This window comes from Rhizobium sp. CG5, assembly GCF_023701945.1.
Lineage (GTDB): Bacteria > Pseudomonadota > Alphaproteobacteria > Rhizobiales > Rhizobiaceae > Allorhizobium.
The window spans coordinates 29,673-44,874 of record NZ_JABAEF010000021.1; the positions used below are offsets into that span (position 1 = coordinate 29,673).

Consider the following 15,202-nt stretch of genomic DNA (forward strand, 5'->3'; position numbering starts at 1 on the left):
AGCGCGGTCTGGAGATTTACGGGACATTCAACGTCCGGAGTCGAGTGCGTTTTGCAACGGCTCGGCGGGAGATTTCGTCAGCGTCCCTTGGTGAAACAACATCTGCCATTTCGCCCCTGTATGCTTCCAGATGGAGCTTCGCAAAACGTGTCTCTCGGATCCATCACTTTTCTTGCGCCGCGTTCTGTAGGTCAACAGGACAGCGTCGCCCGAGATGGATACCAGAGAATAGGCGTCCGTATGGAGATCCCAGTCATCCGCATTGTCGCCCTCCCGAACCAGATGATCAACCATGTCTCCTCGCTGGTAAACGGTGCCGGAAGCTCCGATTTCAAAGAACCCTTCTGCAAGCAGTTCCTCGACGGCCTCTCGTGAGCGACGGATCTCAGGACGATGAAGCGCTTCTTCGAGCGCCCGGATTTCGGCTAGAAGCGTCAGAAGGTTGGTCATGGCTTGGCTCGCTCCTGCTCTTTATATGCTCGACTTTGGTGTCTTTCGCACGCGACTGCAACAGTCCCAGGACGTGCAGGTCGGGTTTGTGGCACTTGCTCTGAAATGTCGATTTTTGCACCCTTTCGGGACCCTTTGTGAGGACCGCTAAAAGTTTAGATATGGCTGTAACTGAAAGAAAGAGATGTTGCCGCTATGGTCCGCGTCAACGGTTTTCGTGTCATAGCCCGGGAAAGCAAGTCCATGCAGCCTTCGAAGAATCCGGCCTCCAGCATCGCCCTTCGCGTGGCCTCCGCCATGCACCAGATGGGCATCGACGGTCTGCCGCGCAATTACGAACTGGTCTATGAGGCCTATTCCGGCAGCAATCCGGACCTGGTGCGGGATTTCATCGGGCTCGGCAAGGTCAAGACCCAGGAAGCACTGGACGCGCTCGGCCGCAAATATCTGCCCCATCATCACGAAGACGGGCTGCTCAGCCGCCACAGCAGCAAGGTGCGGGCCGAGATGAGCAGCTTCATCAGCCTGCTCAACGAGGAAAAGGTCTCGCTGTCCGACTACGGCCGGCTGATCGGTGATGCGTCCAAGGTCATCCTGACCGACGGCGAGATCGAGAACACCGAGCTTGGCCAGTCGATCAAGGCGCTGAAGGCGGCGACCGAGAAACGCGCCAGCCAGAACAGTACCGTGGTGCGCACGGTCGTCGGCCACACGGCGGCGCTGGCCGACGTGCAGCGCGAGGCCGAGCATGCCGAGGTTGCGAAATTCGTCGATCCGCTGACCGGCATGGGCAGCCGCCGCGCCTTCAACAAGGCGCTGGCCAAGGTCTATGCCAAGCCCGACATGCCGGTTCTGTGCGGTCTGGCGGTCGGCGAAATCGATGAATTTGCCAAACTGGCCGAGCAGATGGGCCCGACGGTCGCCGACCGTTTCATCAAGCAGATCGCCAAGGTCGTGGATGCCGTGGCCGGCAGCGAGGATCTCGCCTGCCGCTTTGATGGCAGCCGCTTCGGCCTGCTGTTCTACACCTCCGACCAGGACGAGATCAGCCGCATCGTCGAACTGGTGCGCACCAAGCTGCGCGCCACCGCCCTCGTCAACCCGGCTTCGCGTGGCGCGCTTGGACCGCTGTCGATGTCCTTCGGCATCTGCCTGTCGCAACAGGCGCCCAATGCCTTCGATCTGCTGAGCTATGCCGAGCGTGCCCTGGCCTCGTCAAAGGCCTCTGGCGGCGACATGGTCACCATCTACGGCGCCAACGATCCGACCTATGTTCCAAAGGATTGGATGATCTACAAGAAGCAGGTTGTGTAAAACGACAGCCGTGTGAAGCGGGTCAGAGCTTGTCGATGATCTGGCGGAGTTCCTTCGAGCGGGTGCCGAGCTTCAGAACGTTCTTCAGGGCCTGCTTCGGGTCGTGGGTGCGAAACAGCAGCCCGTCCGGGCGGATCGACCGGTCGATCGTCATGGCCTTTGTCTTGGCATCCGGCTGCATGGCGACCGCGAAATACATGCGCGAATAGTAAGGCTGGATCTCTTCGAAGAAATGCTCGCCTTCGCCGATCTCGGCTGAAAAATTGGCGATGTAGAAGGCCCATTTGACATCGGCGAACTTGGCGAAGTTGGCGCGCGCAGCCGTGACATGGCAATAGCCCAGATGCGGGCTGTTCTCCAGCGTCTGGTGGAACACCAGCTTGGGAAAGCGAATGCTGCGATGGAAGGCATTGATCCGCTGATGGGTCGTTTCGCCGGCCGTCGTCAGGCGCCGCCCGGTACGTTCCGCCACTTCCTCATAGGTCAGGTAGCGCCGCTCGTCGACCAGCCAGTCCTCGTTCTTGCGCGAAATCCGGCCTGTGCGGAGAAACTCCGTATGCACCGCCTTCGGCAGAACCGCCACCGGCGACGTCTTTTCATTCGCTGCATAATATCTGAGCTTGGACATGGTGGCTCTCAAATCCCGATCTTGCCGCGCACCAATGAAGTGTACCCCGACAAAAATTAACGATATATTGCATCACCTTGGCCGCCGTCGGTTTCCCGAGGCTTGTGATGCGCGGCGGCGAGGGACAGGAATCGCCGCGACTTGTCTCTCTGCGCCATCGCATGGCAAGGCGCAGCCTGACTATTTTGATATCTATTTGTAATTAAAAGGGAATGGCATTTTCGACCTGGACCGGCAGAAATCCGTGTCATGTCGCAATCGCTGGAGGGCGTGTCGTATCGCAGTGCAGCGCACGACGTGCGCTTATGGTTAGATGATATCCAAGCTCAAGGTGCCGTCTTGCTAGGGAAGACGGAGAATTGGGAAGTCGGTCGAATTCCGGCGCTGCCCCCGCAACGGTAGTGGAGAGTGCGCAAGGCGAAAAGCCACTGGGGTTGAAACCTTGGGAAGGCGCCGGCGCGGACCGATCGGTCCATCTCCTGAGCCCGGAAACCAGCCGTGGGAGACAGGTCTTAAGCGGGTCGCGGTGGGCGGCTGCGGGCGGGTTCGGCCATGCCTTCGGGGCTTTGCCGCGCATTGCCTCGCGTCCCACCGCTTTTGGTCAAGGAACGAGGATATGATGGATTTTCAGAATTCCGTATTGCGCCAGTTGAAGGGTCGCCGCGACGGCTTCAGCCTGGAACAGCCCTTTTATATCGATCAGGACTATTTCAAGCTAGACATGGAGATGATCTGGTATCGCGACTGGCTGTTCATGGGCCATGATTGCGAGATCCCGCGGGCCGGCAACTATTTCACCGTGCAGATCGGCGATTACCCCGTCGTCATCGTGCGCGGCCGCGACGGCCAGATCCGCGCCTTCCACAACACCTGTCGCCACCGCGGCCACCGCGTTTGCACCCAGGACCGGGGTGCAGCTGCCAAGCTGGTCTGTCCCTATCACCAGTGGACCTATGAGCTGGATGGCTCGCTGCTGTTTGCCCGCCAGATGGGCGAGGATTTCGACAAGGCGCAATTCGGCCTGAAGCCCGTGCATTGTCAGAGCGTCGCCGGCTATATCTTCATCTGCCTGGCCAACGAGGCGCCGGATTTCGCGCCCGTGCGTGCCACCGTCGAGCCCTATATGGCGCCGCACCGGCTGCGCGAGGCCAAGGTCGCCCATCGCACCACCATCATCGAAAAGGGCAACTGGAAGCTCGTCTGGGAAAACAACCGCGAATGCTACCACTGCGCCGGCAATCATCCGGAACTGTGCCGCACCTTCCCTGAGGCGCCGACCGTCACCGGCGTCGAGGGCGCCATGGATGATCCGGTCATTCTCGAACACTGGAACCGGTGCCAGGCCGCCGGCCTGCCCAGCCAGTTCGCCATGGATCCGGCCGGCCAGTTCCGCGTCGCCCGCATGCCGCTGATCGAAGGCGTCGAGAGCTATACGATGTCGGGCCAGAATGCCGTCAAGCGGCGCCTGTCGGATGACGTCACCATCGACAAGATCGGCACCATGCTGTTGTTCCACTATCCGACCACCTGGAACCACATGCTCGGCGACCACGCCATCTCCTTCCGCGTGCTGCCGATCAGCGCCGAGGAAACCGCCGTCACCACCACCTGGCTGGTGCACAAGGATGCGGTCGAAGGCGTCGATTACAATCTCGACGAACTGACCCATGTCTGGAACATGACCAACGACCAGGACCGCTCCATCGTCGAGGAAAATGCCTTCGGCATCCGCTCGCCTGCCTATGAGCCCGGCCCGTACTCACCGGAACATGAGGGCGGCGTCATGCAGTTCGTCGAATGGTACGCGAATTTCATGACCCGGCGCCTTGAGGGCGAAAAAGCCCAGCTGTCGGTCGTGGCCTGATATGGCGGATCTGGGCGGCTACAAACATATCGATGAGATGCGTCCGTGGAGCGACCGGGTGCATCTGCTGGAATGCGTCGCCTGGACGCCGGAAGCACCCGACGTCATGACGTTCACCTTCAAGGCCGACCAGCCGGGCCATTGGTTTCGTTACCTGCCCGGCCAGTTCGTCACCCTGGAGCTTCCGGTCGGTCCCGAGCCGGTGCTGAGGACCTACACGCTGTCGTCCAGCCCGTCGCGGCCCTATACCATTGCCGTCACCGTCAAGGCGCAGAAGGAGTCGATCGGCACCCGTTGGATGTTCGATCACCTGAAGCCGGGGATGAAGATCCGCGCCATCGGCCCGGTCGGCGATTTCTCCTATGTGCGCCATCCCGGCGAGAAGTATCTGTTCATCTCGGCCGGCTCCGGCGTCACGCCGATGATGTCGATGACCCGCGACCTCGGCGACCGTGCCCCCGACACCGATATCGCCTTTATCCACTGCGCCCGTTCGCCCAACGACATCGTCTTTCGCTGGGAGCTGGAATACAAGGCGCGCTATATGTCGCACTTCTCGCTCGGCTTCATCGTCGAGCAGCTCGACCGCACCCAGCTGTGGTCCGGCCTGAAGGGCTGGATCGACAAGGCCAAGGTGGCACTGCTCGCCCCGGACTTCCTCGAGCGAACAGTGTTCTGCTGCGGTCCCGAGCCGTTCATGCGGACGGTGCGCGAGGCGCTCTCCGGCGCCGGCTTCGACATGCGCAACTACCACGAGGAAACCTTCCAGCCGGTGGCACCTGAACTGCCGGTGGTGGTCGCCGAGCATGCCGGCGACGCCAAGCCGGTACGCGTCAGCTTTTCGATGTCGGGCAAGCAGGTGCTGTCCGAGCCCGGCTTCACCATCCTGCAGGCAGCCCGCGCCAATGGCGTGCGCATCCCGGCGGCCTGCGAATCCGGGCTATGCGGCACCTGTCGGGTGATGAAGCTGTCCGGCGAGGTCGAGATGAACCACAATGGCGGCATCCTCGACGAGGAGATCGACGAGGGTTACATCCTCGCCTGCTGTTCGCGGCCGAAAGGCGATGTCGAGATCGAGGCATAGCGGTTACGCCGCAGCAACGCCTCTTTTGCGGCGCCTTCAGCGCTGGTCAGAATGTATTTCTACTGCCTGTTCGACTGGCCTCGGCGCCGCTAACCTTTGCCGACATTCAACAAAGTCGCACCCAGCTCGAAATATTCTTCCGCGCATGGAACCTAACCGCGCTTCGCGCGCTTAATGAATGTTAATCGTGGGTTCATCCTGGCCTCGCTAAAGTGCACACAGCTTACAACAACTGGAGTGCCTTCGTCACTGCAGGTGGAATGAGGCTTTCGATGAAATTTAAGCGGGAATGGAGAGTCCAATGACAGGAATGATGAAAAGCTGGGCCGCCGTCGGGCTGGCAGCCGCCGTCGTTATGACCAGTTTCGTGCCCACCCAGGCCATGCCGATGATCGCCCCGGCGGTCAAGGCGCAGGCCGATGTTGAAGCGGTCGATTATCGTCCGCCACCACCGATCTACCGCGGCCATCGCGGTTATCGCGATTACCGGCCCGGTTACCGTCGCCACAGCAACGGCTACTGGTTCCCGCTCGGCGCCTTTGCCGCAGGCGCCATCATCGGCGGTGCCGTGATGTCGCAACCGCGTCCGGCCTATAGCGGCACGGCCAGCGGGCTCAATCCGCGCCATTACGAATGGTGCCAGAATCGCTATCGTTCCTATGATAGCTATAGCAACACGTTCCAGCCCTATGGCGGTCCGCGCCAGGAATGCCTGTCGCCTTACTACTGAACACGGCGATTGTGATGTGTGATCAAAGACGCCCGGCCTCGGCCGGGCGTTTTTTCGTTCTCGTCTCAAAGAATGCCGGTACGGCGCAGCAGCAGCCAGGCGAGCAGGATCGAGCCGGTGATGAAGCCCAGCGCCAGCATCGAGCCGCCGGTTCCCTCGGTAAACGGCAGGTTCGAGGTGTTCATGCCGAAAAAGCCGGTGACCAGCGAGGGCGGCAGCAGGAAGGCGGTCATCAGCGACAGGATGTAGAGGTGCCGGTTGGTCTCGGAAGACAGCTTGGAGTCGATTTCTTCATGCAGCAGCCGGGCCCGCTCATGCAGCGCGTAGACGTCCTGGTCGGCCGCATCCAGCCGGTTGGTCAGCCGCTGCGCCACATCCTCGAAACCGGCCGGCATCTCGTCGTCGTCGGCCGCTGCCGTGCGGCGCATCAGCGCCAGCATGATGCGCAAATGCCGGTGCAGGCGCACGATGATCCGGCGCACCGGTGCCAACCGCCGCCGCTCGTCGCGCGTCTCGTGGTCGTAGACGATATCCTCGATGACGTTCAGCTCATCGGTCAGTTCCAGCACCAGCGAGATGATGCCGCGCTGGAATTCGGCGACCAGCGTCTCGAAGACATGCATCGGTCCGGTGAACTTGGCCGGGTTCTTTTCCACCGCCGCCCGCAACAGGTCGATCGAACGGATCGGCTGCAGCCGGGACGTGATGATGAAACGGTCGGACAGCGCGAAATGCAACCAGCCGATATCGCGGGTGGCGCTGTCGAAATTGCGTTGGAAATCGACCAGCGTGCCGTAGAACATCTGGTCGTCGACCGACAGGGCGGCATGGGTGTCGTGGGTGGTGAGTGCTGCGCGGGCCGCTTCCGTCAGGCCCGGAAACCCTTCCAGAAAACCGCTTACCCGCGTATCGCTGATATTGAGATGCAGCCACAGAAAGCCGCTGGCAACGTCAAGCGCCGACGTTTCGACATCGGCCGGCAGGCGCCGCGCCGTGCCGGTCGTCGGGTCGATATGATAAGCCCAGACCAGGCCCGGAACGACAGTGGACAGCGTATGCATCGGCGGGAACTCCTGGAATGACCACTCGTCCTCCATATGCCCGTTATATGAAAATCGGATCAAGCCTTGCCTGAGCACTTTCGGGCCGAGCCGGCCTTCATATCGGCCGTCACACCATCGAGCGCAGCACCGAGCAAAGGCAGGTCAGCAGGAAGACCGCCGGCACGGTGTAGCGGATGTTGCGGCGGATCTCGCCTTCCAGATGCGGATAACGGTCGCGGATCGCCAGCGGCGCATAGACCAGCAGGATGTTCATCAGCAGCACGCCGGTCAGATAGAGGTAGCCGATCGAGGTCATGAAGGCGATCGGCGAATTCATCGATATGCTGCCGGGAAAGCTGGCCTCATAGGTGAAACTCAAGGCCGCCAGCGCCATCAGCGCCGAAAAGGTCAGCGGCGCCTTGTCGCCGAGCAGTTTTTCCGGCGCCCACAGGATGAACACGGACACCGACATGACAGCGGCGAAGGGTACGAAGATGCGCAGGAGATAAAAGCTCCATTCCCGCTCGACCACCGCCGAGGCGATCACCCGCACGAAGGGCCGCGCGTTCCAGCCGTAGAAACGCTCCATGACGAACCGCATCGACCCTGCCGTCCAGTTGCTGGCCGACAGGGTTCCGGCCACCGACGACAGTTCCCGGTCGAGATCGGTCATCACGAAGATCACGTCATCGGCGGAATAGCGGGGCGAGACGAGGGACAGTTGCAGGTGCTGGCGGTCGAAGGGAAAGCTCGACATGTCGATGGCAACGCGGAAATCCGCGTCCATGCGGCTGATCAGCGTCACCGTCCCGTCCGCCCGGATCGAGATCGAGGTCGATTGCGAGCGCGGCACGCTGATCTGGTTCTCGATGACGGCGCCGGGCGTCCAGATCGACGAGAGCACGGCCTCGGCATCCGCGCCGACCAGGTCCCGGCGCCCGACGCCAGTCGCCCGCGCGTCAAAAGCCTGGCCAGGATCCTTCCATCTTTGCGTCACCTCGACGACGAGCGAGGCCTCGCGCAGCGGCTCATCGATTTTCGAGACATTGAGGATGCGCATGGCGATGTGCACGGGGACCGGCAGGTGGACGCCCCGAGGCATGGGCACGGACTGTCCGACCTGCTGCGCCAGCGCGGCACTGCTGGCCGTGGCAACCGTTCCGGCCACCAGCAGGCAGGTGAGCATGAGCAGCACCGACCGCGCAAGGGGAAAGGCCGGACGGAGTGTCGCGCCGCGGCTCATGCCCGGATACCGTGTGATCCGGCGCCCGGATCCCGGCTGGCGGCCAGCCGGTCTATGGCACGGCGAAGATCGGCGATTTCGGGTCGGCTGCTGGTCGCTGGCGCGTCCGGATCACCGGTGCCCGCGGCAAGCGCCTGCGCATGGGCGGTCAGGTCGGCGAGCGGCCGGATCAGCATGGCCCGCAGGCTGACCATGATGACGGCAAAGCCGATCAGCAGGCCGCCGAGCGCCACCGCGCAGGCCGTCAGGATCGAGCGGTCGAGGCCGCTGTCGAGGCCGGAGAAATTGCGGGCGATGATGATCGTGCCGATCATCCGGCCGCTATAGTCGAGCAGCGGCTGGCCATAGGTGCCGAGCTCCTCGCCGTTGATCCGCGCCGACCCCTGTACCGGCTCGCGGGCCAGGCGGATCTGGCCATCGCGATAGAGCGACTGGAACAGCGCCGAGTCGGTGGAGGATTCGATCTCCAGGCTGCCGTCGCCCGGCGCGGCCTGCTTGTTCTTGGCACCAATGCCGGCCATGTCAGGGCTGAGATAGAGGGCGAAATCGGCGCCGGAGGCCGATTTGGCCAGATCCAGCAGCGATTTCAGGTCGATGCCGACCTCCACCGTGCCGATCACGCTGTCGCCATCGACGATCGCCGAGACGGCGCGCAGGCTGAGCCCCGCCAGGCCGACCTCGAGACCCTTCTGCGAATTCCGGCTGCGGTTGGCCGCCAGGATCATCGGCCGGAAGCCCGACAGGTCCTGTCCGAAATTGCCGGGGTCCTGCACACGCAGGAAGGAGTGGATATCGCTGGTGTGGAAATGCAGCATGTCGACGCCGGCGACACTGGACAGATTGGCATAGATCGGCTGCATCAGGGCCTGCAGGCCGGCCCGGTCGCCGCTGCGCATCAGCGTCTTTACCTCGGGGCTGCGGGCGATCTGGTCGGCATGGGTCTGCGACAGGCTGGCGGCTTGCGCCATCGCCGTCGTCAGCAGCAGCGCCGTGGTCTGCATTTCGCTGGCCTTGCTTTCGTCCAGCCTCTGGCGGCCGCTGGAAACAACGATCGTGCAGGAAATCGCCAACACCACGGCGAGCAGCGCTGCGGTGGTGATGGCCAGGCTTCTGTCCAGTGTCATGATATCCGGCCGGTTCGAAAGGAATGCGATGCCGGAAGATCTAGGGGATTCACCGGATCAGCGGAACGGCCAAATCTGGGGGCAATTCGATGCCACGCCTTGTGGGGCAAGACGATCGCTCTGTCGGCGCATGATCATTTGCCCTTAAGCGGGCAGACAGCGCGCCGGTTAACGGCGCGCTGTCCTGTCGTGTGTTACGGCAATCAGCCGATCAGGGCGTTGTCGTCGCGCTTGACGGCGATGACGGTCGAACGCGGCAGCTTGCCTTCGCCATCCGGGAACGGCGCGTCGGGGTGCTGGATGCCGACGAAGTGGGTGCGCTTGTCGGCCGACCAGGTCTGGCCGGTGACCTCGGCGCCCTTCGGTGCGGTGAGGAAGCGTTCGATGCGGCCCGTTGCCGGATCGCCGGCCAGCATCTGGTTATTGCCCTGGCCGAGGAACTGGCCCTCGTTGCTGTCCTCGCCGTCGGTCTGGATCCACAACAGACCGGTCGAGTCGAACATCATGCCGTCGGGCGAATTGAACATGTTGCCCGAGTTGATGTTGGACGAACCGGCATAGGCGTCGCCCTTGTGCACATCCGGATTGCCGGCCATGACGAACAGGTCCCACTTGAACTTGCCATCGGCATGGTCGTCGTTTTCCGGATACCAGCGCACGATCTGGCCGTATTCGTTGGCTTCGCGCGGGTTGACGGCGCTGATCTCCATGACATCGCCGCCGGCATTGGTGCGCATCTTGCCGTCCTTCATGACGGCGCGGTTGCTGTTGTTGGTCAGTGCGCAATAGGCTTCGATGGCGACCGGGTTGACGGCGACCCATTCCGGGCGGTCCATGGTGGTGGCGCCGACCTTGGAGGCGGCCTGGCGGGTGAAGACGTAGATCTCGTCGGCCTTCATGCCGGTTGTTTCAGGCGTCAGAGCCAGCCATTCGCCGGTGCCTTCGTCGGTGAACTTGGCAACGAACAGCGTGCCTTCGTCGAGCAGCTTGGACGTGTCGCCGCCCGGCACGTAGATGCCGTTCGAGACATACTTGTAGAGGAACTCGCCCCGTTCGTCGTCGCCGAGATAAACCACGACGCGGCCGTCGCGGGCAACCACGACAGCGGCATTCTCATGCTTGAAGCGACCGAGCGCGGTGCGCTTGATCGGCGTCGAGGACGCATCCGACGGATCGATCTCGACGATATAGCCGGTGCGATGCGGTTCGTTGGGGTTCTTCGAGACGTCGAAGCGGGCGTCGAACTTCTCGTAGGAATATTGCGACTTGGCGGCAATGCCGTAGCGCTTGTAATCGGCCGGCAGCGCGAAAGCCTCGTCGGTGGAGCCGAAATAGCCGTTGAAGTTTTCTTCGCAGGTCAGATAGGTGCCCCACGGCGTCTTGCCGGCGCCGCAATTGTTGAAGGTCCCGAGACAGTCGGTGCCGTTCGGATCGGCTGCGGTCTTCAGAAGGTCGGTGCCGGCAGCCGGACCCGAGATCTTCATCGGCGTGTTGTGGTGGATGCGGCGGTTGAACGGGCTGTCGAGCACGATTTCCCAGCCGTTTTCGCCCTCAGCCACTTCCATCACGGTCACGCCCTGCATGTTCTGCAGGATCTTGACGTCGTCGGCGCTTTTCGGCGTGCCCTTCTCGTTGTGGGGAAGGTTGATTTCCGGGTTGACGTATTCGTGGTTGATGGCGATCACCTGATGCTCGCCGATGATGAACAGTTCCATGCCATCGGTGTTCTCGCCGAATACCTTGTCGGAATGCTCAAGGCTGACGCCATTGGCCGGATCGACATCCGGGACGTTGGAAAACAGCGGCTGGCCCCATTTGGCGAGCGGCTTCCAGCTATAACCTTCCGGAACGTGGATGGTGTTATCGGTCGAAATCGCGATCGGCTTGAACGAGAAGCGCGAGGCAGCGTCCTGGGCCTGGGCCGAGGTGGACGACATCAGGTTGCCGAGCGTGCCCATGGCAGCAGCCGCCGAGCCGACGGCCAGGATGCCGCCGAGAAAGCCGCGGCGCGACAGGGCCGATTCGACGACCTGGTCAAAATCGGTCACGGCCGGTGGCGGGTTCTGCAACTCATCCCATTCGTCCCAGGACAGGTAGTTCGTTTTGTTGTCGGTCATGTCGGTTCTCCGCGGTTGGAATTAGAATGTTTCCAATGCTGGGATAGCTCTCCGCCATAACAGAAAAATGACGATAGGCGGCGATGTCCCCAGTTCCGTGGCCTCTTGCCATGCTCCGATATCCGGCGTGATATGCCGCCACGGCAGCGATCCTGCGACAAGATTGAATTTGACGTTTACGTAAAAATCAATTAGCCAGAATCCGGGTCTGGACGCATGTCGGGGTGGCGACGGGCGGATAGATCCACTGTACAAAAGACGAGGAGGAGCATCCGATGTACAAGGCGCCGGTCGAGGAGATCGCTTTCACCCTGAAACACGTGGCCGGCATGGCCGAGGCGCTGCAAAATGGCCGCCTGGGTGATCTGAGCGACGATCTCGTCGATGCCATTCTATCGGAAGCGGGACGCTTTGCCACTGACGAAGTGGCGCCGCTCGGCGAGATCGGCGACAAGCAGGGCGCCCGCATGGTCGACGGCAAAGTTGTCGTGCCCGATGGCTGGGCCGAGCTTTACCGGCAATGGTCCGAAGGCGGCTGGAATTCCCTGACGGCGGCGGAAGATTTCGGCGGCCAGGCGCTGCCGCATATGCTCAATGTCGCAGCCCTCGAAATGTGGAATTCCGGCTCGATGGCCTTCGCGCTCGGCCCGACCCTCACCATGGGCGCCGTCGATGCCGTCACCACCCATGGCAGCGACGCCCTGAAACAAAAATTCCTGCACAAGATGGTCTCCGGCGAATGGATGGCCACCATGAACCTCACCGAGCCCCATGCCGGCTCGGATCTCGGCGTGATGAAGAGCCGTGCCGAACGCCGCGACGATGGCAGCTACCGCATTTTTGGCCAGAAGATCTTCATCACCTGGGGCGACCACGAGGTCACCGACAATATCATCCATCTCGTCTTGGCCCGTCTCCCGGATGCGCCGGCCGGAACGCGCGGCATTTCGCTCTTCCTGGTGCCGAAATATCTGGTCGGTGACGACGGCGCGATCGGCGCCCGCAACGATCTGCATTGCCATTCGCTGGAACACAAGCTCGGCATTCACGGCTCGCCGACCTGCACGATGATCTATGGCGACGGCAAGTTCGGCGACGAGGCCGGCGCCATCGGCTACCTGATTGGCGAGGAGAACAAGGGCCTCAATTGCATGTTCACGATGATGAACAATGCGCGGCTGGCGGTCGGCATGCAGGGCGTGGCGATCTGCGAGGCGGCCACCCAGAAGGCCGTGCACTATGCCAAGGATCGCACCCAGGGCAAGGCGCCGGGCTGGACCGGGTCCGGCATGTCGCCGATCATCGAACATCCCGATATCGCCCGCACCCTGGTGACGATGAAGGCGCTGACCCAAGGCTCGCGCGCCATCTGCTACACCTGCGCCCATGCCACCGACATGGCCCATCACGCCGACAGCACTGAGGCCGCCCACTGGGCCGAGCGCGCCGCCCTGCTCACCCCCATCGCCAAGAGCTTTGCCACCGATGCCGGCGTCGAGGTCGCCTCGCTCGGCATCCAGGTGCATGGCGGCATGGGCTTTATCGAGGAGACGGGTGCGGCCCGCTACCTGCGCGATGCCCGCATTGCGCCGATCTACGAGGGCACCAACGGCATCCAGGCGATCGATCTGGTCACCCGCAAGCTGCCGCTGTCGAACGGCGCCCATGTGCGCGGCTTCATCGCCGAGTTGAAAGCCATTGCCGCCGAGGTGCGCGCCTCCAACCGCGAGGGTTTCGGCAGCACGGCTGAGCGGCTGGAAACCAGCCTTGCCGATCTCGAACAGACGACCGAATGGCTGCTGGCCCGGCTCGGCGAAGGCAATGCCACCGCAGCCCTCTCCGGCGCCACGCCCTATCAGCGCCTGTTCGGCCTGGTCTTGACCGGCTGCTATCTCGCCAAGGGCGGCCTGGCCGACGAGGACCACGGCCGCGACACCCGCATCGCGCTTTGCCGCTTTACCGCCGAAAACCTGATCGCCGAAACCGCCGCCCTGAAGGATCGCGTCATCAACGGCGAAGCCAGCCTGACCGCGGCGCGGGCGGTTTTGGGATAGAGTCTTTTACGATTTGACGTGTCGAAGAGCGCTATCCGTTGTCCCCTGGCGCTTTTCACCCCCCTCTGTCCTGCCGGACATCTCCCCCTCAAGGGGGGAGATCGGATGGAGCACCGCTCGCAAACTTTTCTAAGGTTTGCATTGGTGCCAAGGCATAGTTCGCAGACCGTGTTCGTCGACGAGTTGTCGTGCCGGGTGACTGACTTGCCTTGAGTCGATCTCCCACCTTGAGGGGGAGATGTCCGGCAGGACAGAGGGGGGTATTCGGACTCACGATGCACGAATAAGCAGTTACAGCCCAAGGAAACGCACAATGACCGACCACATCCTGATCGAACGCCCAGAGGCCCATGCCGGTGTGCTGGTGATCCGCTTCAACCGGCCGGAGAAGAAGAACGCCATCACGCAGGCCATGTATGGCCGCATGACCGAGGGGCTGCTGGAGGCTGCGGCCGATCCGGCCATTCGCGCCATCGCCTTTCTCGGCACGGAAGGTTGTTTTTCGGCCGGCAATGACATGGCGGACTTTTTGGCCTTTGCCATGGCCGGTGCGGTCGGCGAGCCGGCCGCCTTTGCCTTCCTCAAGGCGCTGGCCTGCGCCGGCAAGCCCATCGTGTCGGGCGTCGACGGTCTGGCGATCGGCATCGGCACCACCATTCATCTGCATTGCGACATGACCATCGCCTCCAGCCGCAGCCTGTTCAAGACGCCCTTTGTCGATCTGGCCCTGGTGCCGGAAGCGGGCTCCAGCCTGCTGGTGCCGCAGATCGCCGGTCACCAGCGCGCCTTTGCGCTGCTGGCCGCCAGCGAGGGCTTTTCGGCCGAGCAGGCGCGCGAGGCCGGCCTGATCTGGAAACTCGTCGAGCCGGCCGCCGTCGAAACGGAGACCCTGGCGCTGGCCGCCTCGCTTGCCGCCAAGCCGCCGGAGGCCATGCGCATCGCCCGCACTCTGATCCGCGGCGACCGCACGGCCCTGCTGTCCCGCATGGACGAGGAACTGGTGCATTTCGTTGCCCAGCTGAAAAGCACCGAGGCCCGCGCCGCCTTCGAGGCCTTCATGCGCCCGAAGGCCTGAATCGCCGGAAAGATCGCATCTTATCGGTGCCGTTCAGCCGCCTTTAGGAGGTCATGGGTTTAGATCGGCGCTTAAGGGCTTGCCACGGATGGGGACGGAGCGTCACCCATCCCGGTCAAGCGAGGGTTACGCATCAAGGGAGGCTTGGCGCCATGCGCCTTATGTTCTTGTGTTTCATGGCAGCACTCTGCGCGGCACCGGCCGGGCATGCCGGGCATGCCGGGCATGCCGGGCAGGCGACCGGCGACGGCGCCTATCAGCTTGCCGAAGTCATCTATGGCGGCGGCATCAGCACCCAGAACGGCAACAAGAAGCCGGTTCCGGGCGTGCGTCCGCAACGCTTCGTCTGCGTCATCGATCCGCCCGACAGCGCCAAGACCGATGGCAAATATTCCTGCCCGGCCAAACCCGGCCGGGTCGGCGGCAGCTGCCGCTGCTCCGGCACGGTCGGCAGCGGCACGCTGCTGTCTTACTGA

General features: G+C 62.7%; 13 protein-coding genes and 1 riboswitch. Of the genes, 7 read left to right on the plus strand and 6 right to left on the minus strand.

Going from position 1 to position 15,202, the window contains the following annotated elements; all coding sequences use genetic code 11:
- Nucleotides 1–27 precede the first annotated feature (27 nt).
- Entirely contained in the window at nucleotides 28–450 is a 423-nt protein-coding gene (locus HGO38_RS25740; RefSeq protein WP_250958664.1) for a nuclear transport factor 2 family protein, read from the minus strand.
- A gap of 243 nt (nucleotides 451–693) precedes the next feature.
- Between HGO38_RS25740 and HGO38_RS25745 the strand changes: the two genes are divergently transcribed.
- Nucleotides 694–1,764, plus strand: coding sequence for a GGDEF domain-containing protein (locus tag HGO38_RS25745; protein WP_250958665.1), 1,071 nt, complete (start codon nucleotides 694–696; stop codon nucleotides 1,762–1,764).
- Nucleotides 1,765–1,786: 22 nt separating this feature from the next.
- Here HGO38_RS25745 and HGO38_RS25750 read toward each other — a convergent pair whose 3' ends face one another.
- Nucleotides 1,787–2,392, minus strand: coding sequence for a DUF6656 family protein (locus tag HGO38_RS25750; RefSeq protein ID WP_250958666.1), 606 nt, complete (start codon nucleotides 2,390–2,392; stop codon nucleotides 1,787–1,789).
- A gap of 312 nt (nucleotides 2,393–2,704) precedes the next feature.
- Nucleotides 2,705–2,907: riboswitch (cobalamin riboswitch) on the plus strand.
- Nucleotides 2,908–3,011: 104 nt separating this feature from the next.
- On the opposite strand from HGO38_RS25750, the gene HGO38_RS25755 reads away from it, so the two are divergent.
- The 3 genes from HGO38_RS25755 to HGO38_RS25765 all read left to right on the plus strand — a co-directional run bounded on the left by HGO38_RS25755 (nucleotide 3,012) and on the right by HGO38_RS25765 (nucleotide 6,070).
- A complete protein-coding gene (locus HGO38_RS25755; RefSeq protein WP_250958745.1) occupies nucleotides 3,012–4,256 on the plus strand; it encodes an aromatic ring-hydroxylating oxygenase subunit alpha in 1,245 nt (414 codons plus the stop codon).
- A 1-nt stretch (nucleotide 4,257) separates the two neighbouring features.
- Nucleotides 4,258–5,340, plus strand: coding sequence for an FAD-binding oxidoreductase (locus tag HGO38_RS25760; RefSeq protein ID WP_284739558.1), 1,083 nt, complete (start codon nucleotides 4,258–4,260; stop codon nucleotides 5,338–5,340).
- 301 nt (nucleotides 5,341–5,641) lie between these two features.
- Nucleotides 5,642–6,070 (plus strand): BA14K family protein, encoded by a 429-nt coding sequence (locus HGO38_RS25765; protein ID WP_250958667.1) that lies wholly within the window; start codon nucleotides 5,642–5,644, stop codon nucleotides 6,068–6,070.
- A gap of 65 nt (nucleotides 6,071–6,135) precedes the next feature.
- Here the strand turns inward: HGO38_RS25765 and HGO38_RS25770 are convergent, their stop codons facing one another.
- The 4 genes from HGO38_RS25770 to HGO38_RS25785 form a co-directional block, all read right to left on the minus strand.
- Nucleotides 6,136–7,131, minus strand: a complete 996-nt coding sequence (locus HGO38_RS25770) for a transporter (RefSeq protein ID WP_250958668.1) — start codon at nucleotides 7,129–7,131, stop codon at nucleotides 6,136–6,138.
- A 109-nt stretch (nucleotides 7,132–7,240) separates the two neighbouring features.
- Nucleotides 7,241–8,356, minus strand: a complete 1,116-nt coding sequence (locus tag HGO38_RS25775) for a ligand-gated ion channel (RefSeq protein WP_250958669.1) — start codon at nucleotides 8,354–8,356, stop codon at nucleotides 7,241–7,243.
- A complete protein-coding gene (locus HGO38_RS25780; protein ID WP_250958670.1) occupies nucleotides 8,353–9,480 on the minus strand; it encodes a cache domain-containing protein in 1,128 nt (375 codons plus the stop codon). The genes HGO38_RS25775 and HGO38_RS25780 overlap by 4 nt, the downstream gene beginning before the upstream one ends.
- Nucleotides 9,481–9,683: 203 nt before the next feature.
- A complete protein-coding gene (locus HGO38_RS25785) occupies nucleotides 9,684–11,597 on the minus strand; it encodes a PhoX family protein (RefSeq protein WP_250958671.1) in 1,914 nt (637 codons plus the stop codon).
- A 275-nt stretch (nucleotides 11,598–11,872) separates the two neighbouring features.
- Between HGO38_RS25785 and HGO38_RS25790 the strand changes: the two genes are divergently transcribed.
- From HGO38_RS25790 to HGO38_RS25800, 3 genes are all read left to right on the plus strand, one after another.
- A complete protein-coding gene (locus HGO38_RS25790) occupies nucleotides 11,873–13,651 on the plus strand; it encodes an acyl-CoA dehydrogenase (RefSeq protein ID WP_250958672.1) in 1,779 nt (592 codons plus the stop codon).
- A gap of 313 nt (nucleotides 13,652–13,964) precedes the next feature.
- Nucleotides 13,965–14,726, plus strand: coding sequence for a crotonase/enoyl-CoA hydratase family protein (locus HGO38_RS25795; protein WP_250958673.1), 762 nt, complete (start codon nucleotides 13,965–13,967; stop codon nucleotides 14,724–14,726).
- 152 nt (nucleotides 14,727–14,878) lie between these two features.
- A complete protein-coding gene (locus HGO38_RS25800) occupies nucleotides 14,879–15,202 on the plus strand; it encodes a hypothetical protein (protein WP_250958674.1) in 324 nt (107 codons plus the stop codon).